The organism is Pseudomonas sp. Y5-11 (genome assembly GCF_022368695.1).
Classification (GTDB): domain Bacteria; phylum Pseudomonadota; class Gammaproteobacteria; order Pseudomonadales; family Pseudomonadaceae; genus Aquipseudomonas; species Aquipseudomonas parakoreensis.
This window is the reverse complement of the sequence record NZ_CP058974.1, coordinates 3,767,295-3,788,544: the sequence shown is the minus strand read 5'-3', so window position 1 is coordinate 3,788,544 and position 21,250 is coordinate 3,767,295. Positions and strand designations below refer to the sequence as shown.

Below are 21,250 nucleotides of genomic sequence, written 5' to 3'. Positions count from 1 at the left end.
ACACGGGATAAATAACAGAACGCACAGACATGGCTCATTCCTTGAGATGAAAGTAATCATTCAATTATCAGGGCTTGGAGGGCGATTAAAAGATACAGGTCGCGAGCAAAAACCGGTTCAGATGCACAGACAGCCAGGCACTGAATCCGGCAACTGTTGTGATGGCAAGGGCGCAACACGCTGGAGTCCGTGGGGCCACGGACTCTGATCGGAGGGGGGGTTACGCGGGTTCGACCTGCAGGGCGACCCGCTCGCGGCATGGGCATTCGTCCATGTAACGATGCGCTTCAACGAACTCGTTGAACGGGAAGACCCGAGTCTTGAGCGGCAGCAATACGCGGTCGGCGGTGAGCTGGTTGATGTCACGCAGGGCCCGCTGCAAGGCGACGTGATCCTGAGTGATACCGAGCTCGGGTTTGCCGGTGAAATTGCCAATGCAGTGCACAAAGAACTGGATGTTCTTCTGAAAGGCCGCACAGGCCGGGAATGGTGTCTGATTACCGCCTTGCAGGCCATACAGGACCAGGCTGCCACGCGGCGCAAGCACATCACCGAGCAACGACATCTGCGGGCCGCCAAGACCGTCAAAGACCACATCGACACCACGGTTGTCGGTGATCTTGTTGATTCGCATCAACAGATCTTCTTCCTCGGTGACGATGACTTTCTCGGCACCCAGCGACAACAGGTATTCACGCTCATCTGCGGTTTTCGTCGCGGCAATCACCCGCACCCCCATGGCTTTGCCCAACTGGACAAAGGACGGACCGGCGCAATGGCTGGCGTCAGTGACCAGGGCAAACTGCCCGGGTTTGACCCGCGCCAGATCGGCATAGGCGAAATAGGCGATCAACAGCGGCGTGTAATGCACGCTGGCTTCGATCGGGCTGAGCACGTCCGGATAGCGAGTCAGCGCGGTTCGTGGCAATACGATCTGCTCGCCGTAGACCGGGTAGTCGTTCGGGCTTTCGGCGGGAAAACTGGCCACCTTGTCGCCAACCGACAGGTCGTCGACACCGTCACCGACCGCCGTGACCACGCCGGCCATTTCATGGCCGAGACCGGACGGCAAGCGTGCCTGGGACGAGGCCAGGTTCTGACGCCAGAGAATGTCATACCAGCTGATGCCGATCGCTTCGACACGCACCTGCACTTCGCCAGGACCTGGCTGAGCGGCCGCATGCTCTTCGCATTTGAGCACCTCGGCCGGACCAAACTTGTGAAAACGGATCGTGCGGGACATCGCAAACCTCGTCAAAGTAACCTCTAATGCCCTGAACTCTATCTGGGCTTTTGACCCAAGACTATCAGTGGCTATTAATAGTCGACATGCCTGTCATTGATTCCGCAGTATGAACGGCATTGGCAAAATCGATGAAAAAAATGCCGCAACCGGCTCGGTAAAGCTGAATTTAGCGGTGCAGAGTACCAGCCTTTCCCCGTAATATTCATGCCGGCCATTGTTCTCATATGGTCGCTCTCGTCAAGCTTGATGACTCTGCCAGGACTCCAGATGAATCGTAATGACCTGCGTCGTGTCGACCTGAACCTGTTGATCGTATTCGAAACGTTGATGCACGAACGCAGCGTGACCCGTGCCGCCGAGAAGCTGTTTCTCGGCCAGCCGGCGATCAGTGCAGCGCTCTCGCGCCTGCGCAGCCTGTTCGATGACCCGTTGTTCGTGCGCACCGGACGCAGCATGGAACCGTCCGCTCGCGCCGTGGAAATCTTCGCCCTGCTCTCCCCGGCACTCGACTCGATTTCCACCGCCGTCAGCCGAGCGGCGGACTTCGATCCGGCCACCAGCACTTCGGTATTTCGCATCGGCCTGTCCGACGACGTCGAATTCGCCCTGCTACCGATGCTGCTCAAACGCCTGCGCGCCGAAGCACCGGGGATCGTCCTCGTCGTGCGCCGGGTCAACTACATATTGATGCCAAGCCTGCTGGCCTCCGGCGAAATTTCCATCGGCGTCAGCTACACCACCGACCTGCCGGCCAACGCCAAACGCAAGGTGCTGCGTCGCAGCCAGCCGAAGCTGCTGCGCGCCGACACCGTGCCCGGCCCGCTCAGCCTGGATGACTACTGCGCGCGTCCGCATGCGCTGGTGTCGTTCGCCGGCGACCTGAGTGGCTTCATCGATGAAGAGCTGGAGAAACTCGGGCGCAAGCGCCACGTGGTGCTGGCCGTGCCGCAGTTCAACGGCTTGAGCACGTTGCTGGCCGGTACCGACATCGTTGCGACGGTGCCGGATTACACGGCGGATGCGCTGACGGCGGCGGGCGGTGTGCGCGCAGAAGATCCACCGTTGCCGACGCGCACGTTTGAGCTGCACATGGCCTGGCGTGGATCGCAGGACAACGATCCAGGGGAGCGCTGGTTGCGGTCGCGGATTCAGATGTTTTTCGGGGATCCTGACAGCCTTGAGCTGCCCGCACATTAAGCAGGCAGCCAAAGGCTCAAGTCCTCGGCCGGCTGATGCGATAGATCGACACGCAGTAAGACGCCAACGCCAACGCCGCCAGCATCCCGCCGACAAGCCCGACGTAAGCAAAGCCGAACTGGCTGCCGACCCAACTGCCCACCAGTGCCCCGCCGCCGATGCCGATGTTGTAGATCCCGGAAAACAGCGCCATCGCCACGTCGGTGGCGTCCGGCGCCAGCACCAGGACTTTCGACTGCAGCGCCAGCCCGAAGCCCATGATCGCCATGCCCCAGAACACACTCAGCACGCCGAGGTATGAGACGTTGCCGCTGAACGGCAACAGCAACGCCAGGCACAAGGCGAGCACCGATACGCAGATGATCAGAAAACGTTGCGGGTTATAGCTGTGCAAATAGCTGAACAGCAGCGAGCCGAAAATGCCGGCGCCGCCGAATAACAACAGCAGCAGCGTCACCACCTCACCGCTCATGTTGGCCACGGTCAGTACGAACGGCTCGATGTAGCTGTAGGCGGTGAACTGGGCAGTCACCACCAGAGCTGTCAGGACATAAACGGATACCAGCGCAGGTCGCTTCAGCAATATAGGCAGGCTCTTGAGCGAGCCCGAGTTCTGGCTGGGCAGCAACGGCAGCACCTTCGCCAGACAGAACACCAGTGCTGCCGCGAAGCCCGCGATCACGATGAACGTGGTGCGCCAGCCCATGGCCTCCCCCAGCAAGCGGCCGAGGGGAATGCCCAGCACCATCGCCAGCGAAGTACCGGTTGCGAGCAAGCCCAGCGCCTGAACCTGCTTGCCCGGCGGAGCCAGGCGCACGGCCAGAGAAGCGGTGATCGACCAGAACAGCGCATGCGATAGCGCCACGCCGATCCGGCTCACCAGCAGCACCCCGAAGCTGGTCGCCAGACCCGACAGAATGTGGCTGGCGATAAACATTGCGAACAGCACGAGCAACAGTTTGCGTCGCTCGACGTTGCGCGTCAGCAGCATGATCGGCAGCGACGTCAGAGACACCACCCACGCGTAAATGGTCAGCATCAGACCGACCTGCGCCGTCGACATGGCGAAGCTGCTGCCGATCGAGCTCAACAGCCCGACCGGCACAAACTCGGTGGTGTTGAACACAAACGCGGCCAATGCCAGGGCAATGACTGCGTACCAGTTGCCGGTGTTTGTCGCCGTAGAATCACTCATTGAACGTCTTATTACTCGTCGATGATCGCGCGCGAGCTGTGCGCAAGCGATCTGTGCCCATCTGTCGGTGACTCGTACACCGATTGCCGAATGCGTTCAGGGGACGCCGGGTACACTGAACAAGCCACAAGAACCCGCGCTGTTCGGTCATTTATTGGCCGCTCAGGGTCGATAGGAAGCAAGTAATGGTGCGGTGAATCTGCTTCTGCGCGCGAGCAATTTCAATGTCTGTGGATTCTTGCCCGATCCGCAACACACATTTGTCATCAAACCAATTGATAGCACCCTAACGAAAGGTGCATGCTAGAGGGCTCGAATCGCTCTTATATCATTCCGAATGATAGTTACCTTTGCTTCATTCGATTCGTGCCATCACAGCCCGCCGAGCATCATCCGCCCATCTTCAATACATTGGCGGATGATTCCATGGAACAGTCACTCAAACATTTGCGCTTCCCCTTGGCCATGCTGGCCGTGCTGGTGATGAGCGCTTGCGGCAAGACTCCGGAGACTGCCGCCACCATGCCCGCTGCCAAAGTCAGCGTGGCCAAGGTGCTGGAACAACCGGTCAACGAGTGGGACGAATTCACCGGGCGCCTCGAAGCGCCGGAAACCGTTGAAATCCGTCCGCGGGTCTCCGGCCAGATCGACGAGGTGGCGTTCACCGAAGGCGCGCTGGTCAAGAAAGGTGACCTGCTGTTCCAGATCGATCCGCGTCCTTTCCAGGCAGAAGTTCGCCGTCTCGAAGCGTTGGTAGCCCAGGCACGCGCCAATGCCACCCGCAGTGAAAACGAAGCCGGTCGCGGCGAACGTCTGCGCGCCAGCAACGCGATCTCTGCTGAACTGGCCGACTCTCGCACCAGTGCCGCACAAGAGGCCCGCGCCGCCGTCGGCGCCCTGCAAGCGCAACTGGATCTGGCCAAACTGAACCTGAGTTTCACCCGCGTCACCGCGCCAATCAGCGGCCGCGTCAGCCGTGCCGAGATCACCGCCGGCAACCTGGTGACCGCCGACACCACACCGCTGACCAGCGTGGTTTCCACTGACAAGGTCTACGCCTACTTCGACGCTGACGAGCGTGTGTTCCTCAAATACACCCAACTCGCCCGCAACGGCCAACGTGGCGCCACCACGCCGGTGTACATGGGCCTGTCCAACGAAGACGGCAACCCGCACCTCGGTCAGATGAACTTCGTCGACAACCAGGTCAATCCGAAAACCGGCACCATCCGTGGTCGCGCGGTGTTCGACAACAGCGACGGCACCTACACCCCGGGCCTGTACGCACGGCTGAAACTGGTCGGCAGCGGTACCTATAACGCCATGCTGATCAACGACGAAGCGGTCGGTACCGACCTCGGCAAGAAGTTCGTGCTGGTGATGGATGCGGACAACAAAACCGCTTATCGCGCCGTTGAACTGGGGCCGAAGATCGAAGGCCTGCGCATCGTGCGCACCGGTCTGAACAAGGACGACACGATTATCGTCAAGGGCCTGCAGCGGGTACGTCCGGGTTCGCCGGTGACGCCTGAAGTGATCCCGATGGCCAGCGAGCAGACCCTTGCCGCTCTGGCTCAACAACGTCAAGCGCTGGAAGCCAGCAACCTGCCCAAAGTCGCACCTGCCAAAGGTGCACAGGGTACGGCTGTGAAGCTGGCCGCTACGACCCCACGCGGTTAAGGGACGACAACTCCGATGAATTTTTCCCAATTCTTCATTTCACGGCCGATCTTCGCAGCGGTGCTCTCGCTGTTGATCCTGATCGCCGGTGCGATCTCGCTGTTCCAGCTACCGATCAGCGAATACCCGGAAGTCGTGCCACCGACCGTGGTGGTACGCGCCAACTTCCCGGGTGCCAACCCCAAAGTCATCGGTGAAACCGTGGCCGCTCCGCTGGAGCAGGCCATCACCGGCGTCGAGAACATGCTGTACATGTCCTCGCAATCCACCGCTGACGGCAAGATCACCCTGACCATCACCTTCGCCCTGGGTACCGACCTGGACAACGCGCAGGTGCAGGTGCAGAACCGGGTGACCCGTACCGAGCCGAAACTTCCCGAGGAAGTGACGCGCATCGGTATCACCGTCGACAAGGCCTCGCCCGACCTGACCATGGTTGTGCACTTGACCTCGCCGGACAAACGCTACGATATGCTCTACCTGTCCAACTACGCGATCCTCAACATCAAGGATGAGCTGGCGCGTCTGGGCGGTGTCGGTGACGTGCAACTGTTCGGCATGGGCGATTACTCGCTGCGGGTCTGGCTCGATCCGAACAAGACCGCTTCGCGCAATCTGACTGCCACTGACGTGGTGACGGCGATTCGTGAGCAGAACCGTCAGGTTGCTGCCGGTCAGCTCGGTGCGCCCCCTGCCCCGAATGCCCAGAGCTTCCAGTTGTCGGTCAACACCCAGGGCCGTCTGGTGTCCGAGGAAGAGTTCGAGAACATCATCATTCGCTCCGGCGACAACGGTGAGATCACTCGCCTCAAGGACATCGCCCGTGTCGAGCTGGGTTCCAGTCAGTACGCCCTGCGTTCGTTGCTGAATAACCAGCCAGCGGTAGCGATCCCGATCTTCCAGCGTCCAGGCTCCAACGCCATCGATATTTCGAACGAAGTTCGCGGCAAGATGGAAGATCTGAAGAAAGGCTTCCCGCAAGGCATGGACTACAGCATCGTCTATGACCCGACGATCTTCGTGCGCGGCTCGATCGAGGCGGTGGTTCACACCCTCTTCGAAGCGCTGATCCTCGTGGTGCTGGTCGTGATCCTGTTCCTGCAGACCTGGCGCGCCTCGATCATTCCATTGGTGGCGGTGCCGGTGTCGTTGATCGGTACGTTTGCGGTCATGCACCTGTTCGGCTTCTCGCTCAACGCCCTGTCGCTGTTCGGCCTGGTGCTGGCGATCGGTATCGTGGTGGACGACGCCATCGTCGTGGTGGAGAACGTCGAGCGCAACATTGAACTGGGGCTCAACCCGTTCGATGCGACCAAAAAGGCCATGGGCGAAGTGACCGGCCCGATCATCGCGACCGCACTGGTGCTGTGTGCAGTGTTCGTTCCGGCGGCATTCATCTCCGGCCTCACCGGGCAGTTCTACAAGCAGTTCGCGCTGACCATTGCGATCTCGACCGTGATCTCGGCGTTCAACTCGCTGACGCTGTCGCCAGCGCTGGCCGCCGTGTTGCTCAAAGGGCATGACGCGCCGAAAGACCGCTTCTCCAGGATTCTCGACAGGATCTTCGGTGGCTGGTTGTTCCGCCCGTTCAACCGTTTCTTTGACAAGGCCAGCCATGGCTATGTCGGCACGGTGCGCCGCGTGATCCGCAGCAGCGGCATCGCTCTGCTGCTGTATGCAGGCCTGATGGTGCTGACGTTCTTCGGTTTCTCCAGCACACCAACCGGTTTCGTACCCGGCCAGGACAAGCAATACCTGGTGGCCTTCGCGCAACTGCCGGACGCTGCGAGCCTGGATCGTACCGAAGACGTGATCAAGCGCATGTCCGACCTGGCGCTGAAACAACCTGGCGTGGAAAGCGCCGTAGCGTTCCCGGGCCTGTCGATCAATGGTTTCACCAACAGCCCGAACGCCGGCATCGTGTTCGTGACCCTGAAACCGTTCGACGAACGTAAAGACCCGAGCATGTCCGCCGGTGCCATCGCCGGGGCCTTGAACGGTCAATACGCGAACATCCAGGAAGCGTACATGGCGATCTTCCCGCCACCGCCGGTACAAGGCCTGGGCACCATTGGTGGTTTCCGCCTGCAAATCGAAGACCGGGGCAACCTGGGCTACGACGAGCTGTACAAGGAAACCATGAACATCATCGCCAAGAGCCACAACGTGCCGGAACTGGCCGGACTGTTCACCAGCTACACCGTGAACGTGCCGCAAGTCGATGCCGCCATCGACCGCGAAAAGGCCAAGACCCACGGCGTGGCCGTCAGCGACATCTTCGACACCCTGCAGATCTACCTGGGTTCGCTGTATGCCAACGACTTCAACCGCTTCGGGCGCACCTATCAGGTCAACGTTCAGGCTGAACAGCAGTTCCGCCTCGAATCCGATCAGATCGGTCAGCTGAAAGTGCGTAACAACAAGGGCGAAATGATCCCGCTGGCGACCTTCATCAAGGTCAGCGACACCTCGGGCCCGGATCGCGTGATGCACTACAACGGCTTTATCACCGCTGAAATCAACGGTGCGGCAGCCCCTGGCTACAGCTCCGGCCAGGCCGAAAAAGCCATCGAAAAACTGCTCAAGGATGAACTGCCAAACGGCATGACCTACGAGTGGACCGACCTGACCTATCAGCAGATTCTGTCCGGCAACACCGCGCTGTTCGTGTTCCCGCTCTGCGTATTGCTGGCGTTCCTCGTGCTCGCCGCTCAATACGAAAGCTGGAGCCTGCCACTGGCGGTGATCCTGATCGTACCGATGACCCTGCTGTCGGCCATCACCGGGGTGATTGTCTCCGGCGGCGACAACAACATCTTTACCCAGATCGGCTTGATCGTACTGGTGGGCCTGGCCTGTAAGAACGCGATTCTGATCGTCGAATTCGCCAAGGACAAACAGCTGGAAGGCCTCGACCCGCTGGCTGCGGTACTGGAAGCCTGCCGTCTGCGTCTGCGGCCGATCCTGATGACTTCGTTCGCGTTCATCATGGGTGTAGTGCCACTGGTGTTCTCCAGCGGTGCCGGTGCCGAAATGCGTCACGCCATGGGTGTGGCCGTTTTCTCCGGGATGCTCGGGGTGACCTTCTTCGGTCTGTTGCTGACACCCGTGTTCTACGTGTTGATCCGTAACTTTGTCGAACGCGGGGAAGCCCGCAAAGCGGCCAGAGCGCACGCTCTTCAAAAGCCACTGGAGGCGCAATAATGAGTCTGAAAGTCTTCCTGCCGAGTCTTCTGGTGCTGGCGCTGAGCGCCTGCGCCGTCGGCCCCGACTACAAGACCCCAGCCACGGAGGCGGCCAATATCACGGCCGCCACCGATGGCGCCGCCGGGCAAAAGAACTTTGACCGTTCGAAATTCGAAGGCATCTGGTGGCAGCAATTCGACGATCCGACCCTCAACCAGTTGGTGACGCAATCGCTGCAAGGCAACCGTCAACTGCGCGTGGCGTTCGCCCGCTGGAAAGCCGCCCGGGCGATCCGCGACGACGTCAGCAACGATGCGATGCCGACCATCACCAGCCGCGCCAGCAGTGATCTGGCCAAGGGACAAATTCCCGGCCAGACCACCAAGCGGGTCAACAGCGAGCGCTACGATCTGGGCCTGGACATGGCCTGGGAGCTGGACCTGTTCGGCCGGATCCAGCGCAATCTGGAAGCCAGCGACGCCGACCAGCAGGCGGCCGAAGCCGATCTGTACCAGTTGCAAGTCACGATGATTGCCGAACTGGTCGACGCCTACGGTCAACTGCGCGGTGCGCAACTGCGCGAGAAAATCGCCGTGGCCAACCTGGAAAACCAGCAGGAGTCGCGCAAGATCACCATCAGCCTGCGTGACGCCGGCGTCGGTGATCAGCTCGACGTCGAACGTGCCGATGCGCGTCTGGCCTCGGTCGAAGCCAGCGTGCCGCAACTGCAGGCGGAACAGGTTCGGCAGAAAAACCGCATCGCCACCCTTTTGGGTGAGCGTCCGGACAAAATGACCGTGGACTTGAGCCCGAAAGACTTGCCGGCAATTGCCAAGGCTTTGCCGATCGGCGATCCGGGTGAGCTGCTGCAACGCCGTCCGGACATCCTCAGCGCCGAACGCAAACTGGCCTCGGCCACCGCGCGGATCGGCGTAGCGAAAGCCGACCTGTTTCCACGGGTCAGCCTCAGCGGGTTCCTGGGCTGGACGGCCGGGCGTGGTTCGCAGATCGGCTCCTCGGCGGCCAACGCCTGGGCACTCGGCCCGAGCATTACTTGGGCGGCGTTCGATCTGGGTAGCGTGCGCGCCCGCTTGCGTGGCGCCGATGCCGATGCCGAAGGCGCACTCGCCACCTACGAGCAGCAAGTGTTGCTGGCGCTGGAAGAATCGGAAAACGCCTTCAGCGATTACGGCAAGCGTCAGCAACGGTTGATCTCGCTGATTCGTCAGAGTGAATCGAGCCGCAAGGCTGCCGACCTGGCTGAAATCCGCTACCGCGAAGGCACCACCGACTTCCTCGTGCTGCTCGACGCCCAGCGTGAACGGCTGAACGCCGAAGACAGTCAGGCCCAGGCCGAGGTTGATCTGTATCGCGGCATCGTGGCGATTTACAAGGCGCTGGGTGGTGGCTGGCAGCCAGAAACCGTCGCCAGCAAGTAAAGGTTTTCAAAGCGCTCCTTTGGTTGGCCGCAACCAACCAATTTTTTGCCCCGCGTATCATTCGGTCGCGGGGCTTTTTTGTGCCCGCCCCTGTAGGAGCTGCCGCAGGCTGCGATCTTTTGATCTTGAACATCAAAGTCAAAAGATCGCAGCCTGCGGCAGCTCCTACAGGTGAATTCGCAAGCACGGGTTTGACTCATGGCCTTCTCTGACCGAAGCTTGCCCCTCTGCTAAAGAACACCCGTTCACGGAAATCGCATGCCTCAGTCCCGCCGCTACCTGCTCATCAGCCTTGGCCTCGTGCTGATCATCGTCGTTGCCTGGTTATCTCTGCGCTCCACCGCCCCGGTAGTGCCCGAGGCGATCAAGCGCGGCTACAGCGAAGCCCTGACGGCGGCCCGCTCCGGGCAGCCCGGGGCGGCACGGCAGTTGTACCAGCAATTGGGGCGCCCGGACTTGTCGGCCAAGCGCAGCGTCTGGCTGCTGGCCGAACTGCCCAACTATCCAAGCCCACAAGCGCTGAAACTGGCCGATGCCCATCTGCAGAACGAAGCCCCGGAAGTCCGGCTGGCAGCGATTCAAAGTGTGGTCGGGCTGGTGCCTGGCGGGCAACGCAGCCTGCTGCTCGGGCCGATGCTCGACGATGAAGATCAAACCGTGCGTTTTGCCGCGATCAACGCCCTCCTCGGTCTGACGCCAGATGAGCTGGGTCTGTATTTCGCCCCGTTGCAGCAAGCCATCGATGGCTGGGAACAAGTGCTCAAGGGCCAACCGGAAAGCGCCGCCACCTTTGCGCAGCTGGCGCGCCTGTATCTGCACAACGCCGAGCTCAAACAGGCGCAGCAAGCGCTGGACAACACGCTGCGTCTGGAACCGGGCAACCTGCCGGCGCTGGTGATGCAAATCGATGTGCTCGATCGCCAGGGTCAGAGCGACGCCGCGCGCCAGTTGCTCGCCAAACAACTGCAGGCGCAGCCGGATTCCGCCTATCTGCAACACGCCTTGGGCCTGTGGCTGTTGCACCACGGCCAGCGTGAGTTCGCCCTGCTCGGCTTGTCCAAAGCCGTCGAACTGGAACCGGACAACAAGGATTACCGCTACGACCTCGCCACCACCCTGCATGCCGCCGAAGAACTGGAAGCAGCGCAAAAACAACTGCAGGAAGTCGTGCAGCGCCACCCCGCCGACCGTAAGGCACGGGTGCTGTTGATCAATTACTGGAAGGAAAGCGGACAGTTGCAGAACGTGCAGATTCTGCTGGCGCAACTGGAGCAGATGAACCCCGACGACCCGGCCCTGCAGCAGGGACTTTGAGCCGTTGGCAGCTGATTCAATGACACTTTGCTATCGAAACCTCGGAACCGTCATGAGCGGTAGCGGTCAAGTAATCAGGTAGAGCACAACGGCTGGTACAGCCTGCTGCCTCGATTCCCCTAGTCATGAGAGGGCATTCTTTGTCTACGTCCAACGAGTTGATCAGTGCAAAAGCCGCCACCGGCATCATTGGCCTGGATGACATCCTCGCCGGTGGTCTGTCCCGAGGGCATGTGTTTTTGCTCGAGGGTGAACCCGGTACAGGCAAAACCACCGTCGCGTTGCATTTCCTGTTGGCGGGCGCCCGTGCCGGCGAACGCTGTCTGTACATCACACTGTCGGAAACCGAGCGTGAATTGCGCCAGGGCGCAGCCTCTCACGGCTGGGAACTGAACGAGAACATCGAGATTTTCGAACTGACACCGCCGGAAAGCCTGCTCAACGCCGAACATCAGCAAAGCCTGCTGTACTCCTCCGACCTTGAGCTCGGTGAAGCCACCAAGCAGATTTTCGAGGTGGTCGAGCGCTTCAAACCGACCCGTGTAGTGCTCGACAGCCTGTCGGAGATCCGCCTGCTGGCGCAAAGCTCGCTGCGTTACCGCCGGCAGATTCTGGCGATCAAACATTACTTCGTGCGTTACGACGCCACGGTCCTGCTGCTTGACGACCTGACCACCGAGTCCCTCGACAAGACCGTGCACAGCGTCGCCCACGGCGTCATCCGCCTCGAAGAGCTGACCCCCAATTACGGTGCCGAGCGCCGCCGCGTACGCATCATCAAGTACCGCGGGCAGAAGTACCGTGGCGGTTACCATGACTTCACCATCATGGGCGACGGGGTCCATGTATTTCCGCGCCTGGTCGCTGCCGAACACCGTGGCGACTATCCACGCCTGCAATTGACCAGCGGCATCAAGGAAATGGACGCCCTGCTCGGTGGTGGCATCGAGACCGGTTCCAGCACATTGATCCTGGGCCCGGCCGGTACCGGCAAATCGCTGATTTCAATGATCTTTGCTGCCGCTGCCGTAGCACGCGGTGAAAAGGCAGCGCTGTTCATCTTTGATGAAGAGCTGGGTCTACTCTTCGAGCGGATGAAAAATATCGGCATCGACCTCAAGGCCCTGCAAGCGACCGGCAACCTGCTGATCGATCAGGTGGACGCCGCCGAACTGTCCCCCGGCGAGTTCTCGCACCGGGTGCGTCGCTGCGTCGATGAGGGCAACATCAAGACCGTCGTGATCGACAGTATCAACGGCTATCAGGCCGCGATGCCGGAAGAAAACGCGCTGGTGCTGCACATGCATGAGTTGCTGCTGTATCTGAACCGCAAAGGTGCGGCGACATTCATGACGGTTGCCCAGCATGGTCTGGTCGGCGACATGCAGGCGCCAGTCGATATCACTTACCTGGCCGACACGGTGATCCTGCTGCGCTACTTCGAAGCCATCGGCAAAGTCCGCCGAGCCATTTCCATTATCAAGAAACGCACCGGCAACCACGAGTCGACCATCCGTGAATTCCGCATTTCGGGCCAGGGCATGACCATTGGCGAACCGCTGGAAGCGTTCCAGGGTGTGTTGCGGGGCGTACCGACTTACCTTGGCGCCAGCAATCCGCTGTTGCGGGAAGAAGCCTTGTGACAGCCTCCGTTTCACTGCCGGAACGGGCGCTGATTCTCGCGCCCATGGGCCGCGACAGCCAAGTGGCGCTGATGATCCTCAATGAGGCGGGTTACGGCGGGGTCATCACCCCGGATCTGGGCGCATTGTGCGCTGAACTGGAACCTGGCGCCGGGCTCTTGTTGATTGCCGCCGAAGCGTTGCGCGGCCCGGAACTGGAAACGCTTCTGCATTTTCTGGAGCAGCAACCGGCCTGGTCGGATCTGCCGATCGTCTTGCTGACGCACCACGGCGGCCCCGAACAAGGCCCCTCCTCACGCCTGAGTGAATTATTGGGCAACGTGACCTTTCTCGAGCGTCCGTTTCATCCGGCGACCCTGGTCAGTCTGGTGTCCACCGCCCTGCGCGGGCGACGACGACAGTACGAAGCCCGTGATCGCCTGATCGATCTGAGTGAAAGTGAACGGCGCCTGCAATCAACCCTTGAAACCCTCGAGCAGCAAGTCGAGGAACGCACCGCCCAGCTTCGCCACAACGAAGAAGCCTTGCGTCAGTCGCAGAAAATGGAAGCGGTCGGTCAACTCACCGGCGGTATTGCTCACGACTTCAACAACATGCTCACCGGGATCATCGGCAGCCTTGAATTACTGCGCCGGCGACTGGCTCGCGGGCGCCTTGATGACCTCGACAGCCTGATCGATCTGGGCGTCACCTCAGCCAACCGCGCCGCCGGCCTGACCCACCGTTTGCTGGCATTTTCCCGCCGGCAATCGCTGGACTCCAAAGCCGTGCAGATGAATACCCTGGTGCTGTCGATGGGCGAGTTGCTGCAACGCAGCCTCAACGAAAGCATTCAGCTCGACATGCGCCTGAACGACGATTTGTGGGTCGCTGAAGCCGACCCCAATCAACTGGAAAGTGCCCTGCTCAACCTGGTGCTCAACGCCCGGGATGCGATGCCCGAGGGTGGCAAACTGGTGGTCGAAACCAGCAATCAGGTCCTTAAACAGGAGTTCACCGAGGCCTACACCAACCTCGAACCTGGCGAGTACGTCATGCTCAGCGTCACCGACAACGGCAGCGGCATGCCACAGAGCGTGATCAACCGCGCGTTCGATCCATTCTTCACCACCAAACCGATCGGCCAGGGTACCGGTTTAGGCCTGTCGATGATCTATGGTTTCAGCAAACAGTCCCGTGGTCACGTCTCGATCGACAGCGAAATCGATCAGGGCACCACGGTCAAACTGTACCTGCCGCGCTTCCGCGGCGAGGAACTGGAGCATCCGGTGTCCGCTGTTCAACAGGCCCCGGAGGCGATGGACGGCGAGACGGTGTTGATCGTCGAAGACGACCCTGCCGTGCGCGTGCTGGTCAGTGCAGTGCTCAGTGAGTTGGGTTATGCATTTGTCGAAGCCGGCGATGCCGATGGCGCCTTACCGATCCTCAACTCGACGCAGCGCATTGATCTGTTGATCAGTGACGTCGGCCTGCCGGGCATGAACGGCCGGCAACTGGCGGAAATCGGTCGGCAGTACCGGCCGGGGCTGAAGGTGCTGTTCATTACCGGTTATGCCGAGCACGCCGCTGTGCGCGGCGGGTTCCTCGACCCGGGCATGCAGATGATCACCAAGCCGTTCACCTTTGATCTGCTGACCGCCAAGGTCCGCGAGATGATCAAGAACTGACCCCCAAAAACGCCTGTAGGAGCTGCCGCAGGCTGCGATCTTTTGATCTTGTTTTTTAAAATCAAAAGATCGCAGCCTGCGGCAGCTCCTACAGGGGCATTTCAGTGTTTTTGATCAGGCCAGCAATTCCTGAATCTTTTCCTGCAACACGTCCAGATCGAACGGTTTTTCCAGGATCGGCGCCTTGCTGGTGATCGGGCTGCCGGTCTCGCGGATTTCCTGCGGGTAGCCGCTGATGAAGATTACTTTCAGGTCCGGACGCAGCTTGACTGCCGGCTCGGCGATCTGCACGCCGGAGATCCCGCCCGGCAGGCGGAAGTCAGTGATCAGCATGTCCAGATGCGGTTTGCTCGCGAGAATCTCGAACGCCTGCTCGCCGTTTTCGGCCTGCAACACGCGGTAACCCTGCCCCGACAGATAGTCTGTCAGCACCATCAAGATAACCGGTTCGTCCTCGACGACGAGTACTACATCTTGTGCATCTACGCTCATGGGAAGCCTTTGTTCGGTCAATAGCTGCTGATACGACCGTGCGGTCACTCAGAGGTTGCGTCGGATATGCCGTTTTCCTGGATTGGCAGACAAACGCGAAACAGGGCGCCTTCGTTGATTTGACTCTCGACGACGATGGAACCGCCATGGGCGGCGACGATCTGCTCGGAAATGAACAGACCCAGCCCGAGACCAGCCACTACCGTCTTGGCGGAAACCCGTTCGAACTGTTGAAAAATACGCTTCTGATTCTCTTCACTGATGCCGATGCCGCGGTCCTGAACCTCGACCCGCGCCTCATCACCTTCACGGTACACCCGCACCTGGATAGGGCTGCGACCGCCGTAGCGCAGAGCATTGGTCAGCAGGTTGGACACCACCTGCTCAATGCGGAACTCGTCCCAATAACCTTCCACCGGCCCGGACGCAGTGAACGACACTTCGGTCTCGGCGGCCTCTATCTGCTGGGCGAAATTCTGCAGCAGGTTGCTCACCAGTTGCACCAGATCGAACCGCTCCGGACGGATCGACAACTTGCCGGTACGAATCCGCGAGACGTCGAGCATGTCTTCGATCAGGCGGATCAGGCTTTTGATCTGGCGCTCGTCGCGATCGACCATCGCGTGCATCTTGTCGAGGGTGAACGCTGCAGCGTTGTCCCGGGCCAGGTGCATCTTGCGCAATTGGGTTTCGAGTATCAGGCCATTGAGCGGCGTGCGGACTTCGTGGGCGACGATTGACATGAAGTCATCGCGCATACGCACCGCCTGCTCCAGTTCCAACTGAGTGCTCTGCAGCTGTTGCAGCAGCGCTTCCTGCTCGCGGCGGGCCTGCTCCAGGGCTTCGACCTGTTGCTTCATGGCCTTGCTCTGGCGGTACAGGTCGACGAACACGTTGACCTTGCTCTTCACCGCGTGAATGTCCAGCGGCTTGTGCAGGAAGTCCACCGCCCCGCTCTCGTAGCCCTTGAACGCGTAATTGAGTTCGCGGCCGGCGGCGCTGACGAAAATGATCGGGATGTTTTTGGTTTTCTCGGTGCCGCGCATCAACTCGGCGAGTTCAAAGCCGTTCATGCCCGGCATCTGTACATCGAGGATGGCCATGGCGAACTCGTGTTGCAGCAGCAGCGAAAGTGCTTCGTCCGCCGACAGCGCCTTGTACACCGTGCGGTCCTCGCGCTTGATCAGCGCTTCGAGGGCCAGCAGGTTCTCCGGCAGATCGTCGACGATCAGCAATTTGGCCTGGATATTACTCAGCATGCGATTCGTTCCAGCTCGACAAGCAGACGGCCGATGCCGTGAATGGGTAGGACATGGTCAGGCTGCTGAATCTTCAGCGCAGCCAGAGGCATGGTGGCGACCTGCGCGTCCTGCGGGTCTTGAACAATGGTCAGTCCGCCGCGCCGTTTGACTTGCGCCAGACCGCGGGCACCATCGTGATTGGCACCGGTCAGCAACACGGCAGCCAAGGTTGCGCCGTAAGCATCAGCGGCGGATTCAAACAGGTAATCAATGGCTGGCCGGGAATGGTGCACGCGGTCTTCAAGACTCAGCGACAGACTGCGATCCTGCTCAACCGACAGGTGGTAACCGGGTGTCGCGAAGTAAACCGTACCGGGAGCGATGTCCTGTTTGTCGGTCGCCTCTTCCACCGGCAGCATCAACCGTCGGGCGAATACTTCGGCCAACTGGCTGCGGCGCTCTTCCGGCAGGTGCAACACGACAATGATTGGCAGCACATAGCCTTGGCGCAGCGGCGCGAGCAGGGTCAGCAGGGCCTCGACCCCACCCGCCGAAGCGCCGACCACGATGGCCTCGACACGAGGCAAATCCAAGGCATCGTTCATAATTTGCGGTAGATCCGTTCTTGTTTGACCAGCGGCTCGAACTGATTCGAGTAGCCGGAAAAATCCAGCGTTTCCTTGCTGCCCAGCACCAGAAAGCCACGGTGGCACAGCGATTCATGAAACAGACCGAAGGCACGGTCCTGAAGTTTCTTGTTGAAGTAAATCAGTACGTTGCGGCAGGAAATCAATTGAGTTTCGGAGAACACACTGTCGGTCGCCAGGCTGTGATCGGCAAAGGTCACGTTCTCGCACAGGCTCTTGTCGAAAATCGCATAGCCATAGGCTGCGGTGTAGTAATCGGCGAAGGAGCGCTGGCCGCCGGCCTGCTGATAATTGGCGGTGTAGGCGCGCACGTTCTCCATCGAGAAAATCCCCTGCTTGGCCTTGTCCAGCGAGCGCGGGTTGATGTCGGTGGCGTAGATGATCGTACGCTCGAGCAGGCCTTCCTCGCGCAGCAGAATCGCCATCGAATAGACCTCCTCACCGGTGCTGCAGCCGGCGATCCAGATCTTCAGCGACGGATAGGTCCGCAGCAGCGGCACCACTTCCTGGCGGATCGCCAGAAAGTGCGACGGATCGCGAAACATCTCGCTGACCGGGATCGTCAGCAGTTGCAGCAGCTGCATGAACGCAGTCGGATCGTGCAGCACTTTCTCCTGCAACGCCGAGATCGTCGCGCACTCGAACTGGCTCAAGGCGTGCTGCACCCGGCGCTTGATCGAAGCGCCCGAGTAATCACGAAAATCGTAGCTGTACTTGAGGTAGATCGCCTCAATCAACAAGCGTAATTCGATTTCGCTGTTGCGCTCCACGGAGTGACTGCTGTCCACTAAATGCGTTCCATCTTCGGTAACCACACGCGAATCAACGAGAACAGGCGATCCAGGTCGATGGGCTTGGCCAGGTAATCGTTGGCGCCCGCCTGCAGGCAGCGCTCCTGATCGTCCTTCATGGCCTTGGCCGTCACCGCAATGATCGGCAGCTTGCGCCAGCGCGGATCCTTGCGGATCTCAATAGTGGCTTCAAAGCCATCCATCTCCGGCATCATCACGTCCATCAACACCAGATCGATGTCCTCGACTTCATTCAACTTATCAATCGCTTCGCGACCATTACGGCCGATCACCACGACTGCACCTTTGTGTTCCAGCGCACTGGTCAGGGCGAAGATGTTGCGTACGTCGTCGTCCACCAGCAACACCTTGCGGCCTTCGAAGACCTTGTCGCGACTGCGGGCGGTCTTGAGCATCTTCTGCCGTTCATGGGACAACTGCGATTCGACTTTGTGCAGAAAGAGTGTGACCTCATCCAGCAGGCGTTCCGGCGAGCGCGCGCCCTTGATGATGATCGAACGCGAATACTTGCGCAGCTCGGCTTCTTCATCGCGGGTCAGATTGCGCCCGGTGTAGACGATTACTGGCGGGAACGAGCAGATGTCCTCGGTGGACATGCGCTTGAGCAGATCGTTGCCGAGCATGTCCGGCAACTTCAGGTCGATCACCATGCAGTCGTAGATCGTGGTACGCAGTTTCTCCAGCGCATCCTGCGCCAGACCGACGGCCGTGATCTCGATGTCATCGTCACCGATCAGGCGGGCAATGCTTTCGCGCTGCAGATCGTCATCTTCGACCAGCAGCACGCGTTTGACTTTCTGGGTCAGCTTGGCTTCGAGACGGGCGAACACGTCCTTGAGCTCTTCACGGGTGGTCGGCTTGACCGCATAACCGATCGCGCCCATGTGCATCGCCGCTTCAACGCGGTCCTCGACCGAGATCACATGCACCGGGATGTGCCGGGTTTCGGCATGTTCTTTCAGGCGTTGCAGCACGGTCAGCCCGGAATGGTCCGGCAGACGCATGTCGAGCAGGATCGCATCCGGTACGAATTCGCGAGCCAGGTCGTAACCTTCGTCGGCACCGTGAGCTACCAGGCACTGGTAACCCAGTTCGTGGGCCAGATCGTAAAGAATGTGGGCGAAATTCGGCTCGTCCTCCACCACCAGAATGCAGCGCGTGGCGAACGGTGCCTTGCCACGGTCGTCGGCAAAGCGCGGGATGTGCACCGGGGCCATGGGCGACAGCGCAATCGACGGCGGCGCCACCGGGGCCGGGCTCGATACCGGCGGCGTAAAGGACAACGGCGCGGACGGTGTGTCGCCCGGCTCGCTGTATTGCTGTGGCAACACCAGGGTGAACACGCTGCCCTGCCCCGGCGCGCTGCTGACGCTGATCGAGCCGCCGAGCAAGGCCGCCAGATCCCGCGAAATCGACAGACCAAGGCCAGTGCCACCGTACTTGCGGTTGGTGGTGCCGTCAGCCTGGCGGAACGCTTCGAAGATGCTTTCCTGCTGATCCGCAGCGATACCGATCCCCGAATCGCGCACGATGAAGGCAATGCGCTCGTCTGGCTGGCCGGCGATGGTCAGGCTGACCGCGCCGTGCTCGGTGAACTTCACGGCGTTGGACAGCAAGTTCTTGATCACCTGCTCCAGGCGCTGGCGGTCGGTGTACAACATGATCGGCGCATCCGGCTGCAACTCGACGCTGAAGGTCAATTGCTTGTCCGCCGCCAGCGGCTCGAACACGCTGCGCAGGCCGTCGGCCAGCCGCGCGACACTGGTGTTTTCCGGGATCACTTCCAGCTTGCCGGCCTCGACCTTGGAAATGTCGAGAATGTCGTTGATCAGGTTCAGCAAGTCGTTGCCGGCGGAATAGATCGACTCGGCGAACTTGACCTGCTCGGCCGTCAGGTTGTCCTGCGGGTTCTCGGCGAGCAGCTTGGCGAGGATCAGTGAACTGTTCAGCGGCGTGCGCAGTTCGTGGGACATGTTGGCGAGGAATTCGGACTTGTACTTGCTCGAGCGCTGTAGCTCCTCGGCGCGCTCTTCAAGCTGCACCTGAGCCTGATTGAGCTCGGTGTTCTTCTGGTCCATGGCGTCGCGCTGCTCGGCCAGGGTTTGCGCCTGTTCGGCCAACTGCTCGTTGGTCTGTTCCAGCTCGACTTGCTGGGTTTCCAGATGCGCCTGGGATTCCTTGAGAATCCGCGACTGTTCTTCGAGCTCTTCGTTGGCGGTTTTCAGCTCTTCCTGCTGCACCTGCAACTCTTCGTTGAGCTGCTGGGTTTCGGCCAGCACTTCCTGCAGACGCTGGCGATAACGCGCCGCTTCGATCGAGGTGCCGATGTTGCCGGCAATCAGTTCCAGCAAATCGATATCGCGGTCGGTGAGCGGACGCAGGAAGCCCAGCTCGATCACGCCGTTGACCCGGTCGTCATCACTGGTCGGCACCACCAGCACACTGCGCGGCAGGCCCGCGCCCAGGCCGGAGCTGACCTTGAAGTAGTCGGCCGGAACCGAATCCAGCCGAATCAGTTGCCCCTGCTGGGCCACCTGGCCGACGATGCCTTCGCCGCTGTAGATCTGCTGATCCTTTTCTTCCTGCTCGCGGGAGAACCCGTAGGACGCGACGCGCTTGAGGCCGCCGTGTTCTTCACGCACGTACAGCGCCGCCACCGCCGTGCCGAGGTATTGCGCGCAGAACTGCAGAATATTGCGCCCCAGCAGGTTCAGCGTCAGTTGCCCCAGCACCTGCTCCGCCAGCTCGGTCTGGCCGCTGCGCATCCATGCCTGGCGTTCCAGCCGCTCGGCGCTGGCCTGTTGCGCGGCGAGAGTGGCGCTGTAGCTGTCAGACAGACGAACCAGATCACGGCGACCGACATACGCCAGCAAACCGCTGATCCCGGCGATAAACAGCAGGTACAGGGTGATGCTCCAGATTGTGGTGCGGCGCACCTCTTCGTTGCGCGTGGTGCGCAACTGCTGCTCCATGTCGATCACGTCTTCGAATTGCTTGCGGATCTCGTCGGTCAAGCGCTTGCCGCGCCCGGCCTTGACCGCACCCCGGTAATCACCGCTGGTGCGCTGCAGATCGATCATCGATTGTGCGTAGTTGGCCCACTCGATCTGCAACGCCTGCAAACGACGCAGACGATCGGTCTGCACCGGATTGTCGGCGGTCAGCTCGAGCAAGGTATTGAGGGCCACATTGATCCGCGGCTTGGCGGTCTCGTACGGGTCGAGGAAATGCTCATCGCCACTGAGCAGGAAGCCGCGCATGCCGGTTTCCAGATCAACCGTGAGTTTCACCGCTTCGTTGGCGTTATTGATGACGCGATCGGTGTGCTCCACCCACTGGATCACCGACAGCAGATAAGTAATCAGGGATACAAAGAACACGGCGCTGAGTGCGCCAACGCCCAGCGGCAATCCGATGTTGCGCGTCAGGAGTTTGCGAAACCGTGTTTCATCAATCGAAGACGGAGTGGGCATGGGGCGGCCTTGTCGAAC

General features: G+C 60.5%; 14 protein-coding genes. 7 read left to right on the top strand and 7 right to left on the bottom strand.

Annotation, left to right across the window (positions count from 1 at the left end):
- Positions 1-220: 220 nt before the first annotated feature.
- A complete protein-coding gene (locus HXW87_RS16710) occupies positions 221-1,243 on the bottom strand; it encodes a zinc-dependent alcohol dehydrogenase family protein (protein WP_047294577.1) in 1,023 nt (340 codons plus the stop codon).
- A 270-nt stretch (positions 1,244-1,513) separates the two neighbouring features.
- Between HXW87_RS16710 and HXW87_RS16705 the strand changes: the two genes are divergently transcribed.
- On the top strand, positions 1,514-2,443 hold the full coding sequence (locus tag HXW87_RS16705) for a LysR family transcriptional regulator (protein ID WP_095669104.1): 930 nt from the start codon (positions 1,514-1,516) through the stop codon (positions 2,441-2,443).
- A 16-nt stretch (positions 2,444-2,459) separates the two neighbouring features.
- On the opposite strand, the gene HXW87_RS16700 is transcribed toward HXW87_RS16705, so the two are convergent.
- Positions 2,460-3,638 carry a sugar transporter gene (locus tag HXW87_RS16700; RefSeq protein ID WP_182401284.1) on the bottom strand — a complete coding sequence of 393 codons (1,179 nt, stop codon included), beginning with the start codon at positions 3,636-3,638 and terminating at the stop codon, positions 2,460-2,462.
- A gap of 426 nt (positions 3,639-4,064) precedes the next feature.
- Here HXW87_RS16700 and mexE point away from each other — a divergent pair, with 426 nt between their 5' ends.
- The 6 genes from mexE (at position 4,065) to HXW87_RS16670 (ending at position 14,567) form a co-directional block, all read left to right on the top strand.
- Positions 4,065-5,318 (top strand): multidrug efflux RND transporter periplasmic adaptor subunit MexE, encoded by a 1,254-nt coding sequence (gene mexE / locus HXW87_RS16695; RefSeq protein ID WP_047294597.1) that lies wholly within the window; start codon positions 4,065-4,067, stop codon positions 5,316-5,318.
- A 15-nt stretch (positions 5,319-5,333) separates the two neighbouring features.
- Positions 5,334-8,522: an efflux RND transporter permease subunit gene (locus tag HXW87_RS16690; RefSeq protein ID WP_239776699.1), complete on the top strand. Its 3,189-nt coding sequence runs from the start codon at positions 5,334-5,336 to the stop codon at positions 8,520-8,522.
- Positions 8,522-9,943 carry a TolC family protein gene (locus HXW87_RS16685; RefSeq protein WP_041064275.1) on the top strand — a complete coding sequence of 474 codons (1,422 nt, stop codon included), beginning with the start codon at positions 8,522-8,524 and terminating at the stop codon, positions 9,941-9,943. The genes HXW87_RS16690 and HXW87_RS16685 overlap by 1 nt, the downstream gene beginning before the upstream one ends.
- Positions 9,944-10,201: 258 nt before the next feature.
- Positions 10,202-11,257, top strand: coding sequence for a tetratricopeptide repeat protein (locus tag HXW87_RS16680; RefSeq protein ID WP_121185581.1), 1,056 nt, complete (start codon positions 10,202-10,204; stop codon positions 11,255-11,257).
- Between the two features lie 140 nt (positions 11,258-11,397).
- Positions 11,398-12,900, top strand: coding sequence for an ATPase domain-containing protein (locus HXW87_RS16675; protein ID WP_047294604.1), 1,503 nt, complete (start codon positions 11,398-11,400; stop codon positions 12,898-12,900).
- Positions 12,897-14,567 (top strand): ATP-binding protein, encoded by a 1,671-nt coding sequence (locus HXW87_RS16670; RefSeq protein ID WP_047294605.1) that lies wholly within the window; start codon positions 12,897-12,899, stop codon positions 14,565-14,567. The genes HXW87_RS16675 and HXW87_RS16670 overlap by 4 nt, the downstream gene beginning before the upstream one ends.
- 114 nt (positions 14,568-14,681) lie before the next feature.
- Here the strand turns inward: HXW87_RS16670 and HXW87_RS16665 are convergent, their stop codons facing one another.
- Genes HXW87_RS16665 through HXW87_RS16645 form a run of 5 tightly spaced genes read right to left on the bottom strand, consistent with a single transcriptional unit; the run spans position 14,682 to position 21,232 of the window.
- Positions 14,682-15,059: a response regulator gene (locus HXW87_RS16665; protein ID WP_016774860.1), complete on the bottom strand. Its 378-nt coding sequence runs from the start codon at positions 15,057-15,059 to the stop codon at positions 14,682-14,684.
- Between the two features lie 44 nt (positions 15,060-15,103).
- Positions 15,104-16,318, bottom strand: coding sequence for a hybrid sensor histidine kinase/response regulator (locus HXW87_RS16660; RefSeq protein ID WP_041064291.1), 1,215 nt, complete (start codon positions 16,316-16,318; stop codon positions 15,104-15,106).
- Positions 16,312-16,905 carry a chemotaxis protein CheB gene (locus HXW87_RS16655; RefSeq protein WP_047294607.1) on the bottom strand — a complete coding sequence of 198 codons (594 nt, stop codon included), beginning with the start codon at positions 16,903-16,905 and terminating at the stop codon, positions 16,312-16,314. Before HXW87_RS16655 ends, HXW87_RS16660 begins: the two co-directional genes overlap by 7 nt.
- A complete protein-coding gene (locus tag HXW87_RS16650) occupies positions 16,902-17,735 on the bottom strand; it encodes a protein-glutamate O-methyltransferase CheR (protein WP_041064296.1) in 834 nt (277 codons plus the stop codon). Before HXW87_RS16650 ends, HXW87_RS16655 begins: the two co-directional genes overlap by 4 nt.
- A complete protein-coding gene (locus HXW87_RS16645) occupies positions 17,735-21,232 on the bottom strand; it encodes a response regulator (RefSeq protein ID WP_239776689.1) in 3,498 nt (1,165 codons plus the stop codon). The genes HXW87_RS16650 and HXW87_RS16645 overlap by 1 nt, the downstream gene beginning before the upstream one ends.
- Positions 21,233-21,250 lie beyond the last annotated feature (18 nt).

What these genes read in the sequence shown, in the direction of transcription:
- HXW87_RS16680 (WP_121185581.1), top strand. Translation starts at nt 10,202, where the DNA reads ATGCCTCAGTCCCGCCGCTACCTGCTCATCAGCCTTGGCCTCGTGCTG.
- mexE (WP_047294597.1), top strand. Translation starts at nt 4,065, where the DNA reads ATGGAACAGTCACTCAAACATTTGCGCTTCCCCTTGGCCATGCTGGCC.
- HXW87_RS16645 (WP_239776689.1), bottom strand. Translation starts at nt 21,232, where the DNA reads ATGCCCACTCCGTCTTCGATTGATGAAACACGGTTTCGCAAACTCCTG.
- HXW87_RS16660 (WP_041064291.1), bottom strand. Translation starts at nt 16,318, where the DNA reads ATGCTGAGTAATATCCAGGCCAAATTGCTGATCGTCGACGATCTGCCG.
- HXW87_RS16700 (WP_182401284.1), bottom strand. Translation starts at nt 3,638, where the DNA reads ATGAGTGATTCTACGGCGACAAACACCGGCAACTGGTACGCAGTCATT.
- HXW87_RS16655 (WP_047294607.1), bottom strand. Translation starts at nt 16,905, where the DNA reads ATGAACGATGCCTTGGATTTGCCTCGTGTCGAGGCCATCGTGGTCGGC.
- HXW87_RS16690 (WP_239776699.1), top strand. Translation starts at nt 5,334, where the DNA reads ATGAATTTTTCCCAATTCTTCATTTCACGGCCGATCTTCGCAGCGGTG.
- HXW87_RS16685 (WP_041064275.1), top strand. Translation starts at nt 8,522, where the DNA reads ATGAGTCTGAAAGTCTTCCTGCCGAGTCTTCTGGTGCTGGCGCTGAGC.
- HXW87_RS16705 (WP_095669104.1), top strand. Translation starts at nt 1,514, where the DNA reads ATGAATCGTAATGACCTGCGTCGTGTCGACCTGAACCTGTTGATCGTA.
- HXW87_RS16710 (WP_047294577.1), bottom strand. Translation starts at nt 1,243, where the DNA reads ATGTCCCGCACGATCCGTTTTCACAAGTTTGGTCCGGCCGAGGTGCTC.
- HXW87_RS16665 (WP_016774860.1), bottom strand. Translation starts at nt 15,059, where the DNA reads ATGAGCGTAGATGCACAAGATGTAGTACTCGTCGTCGAGGACGAACCG.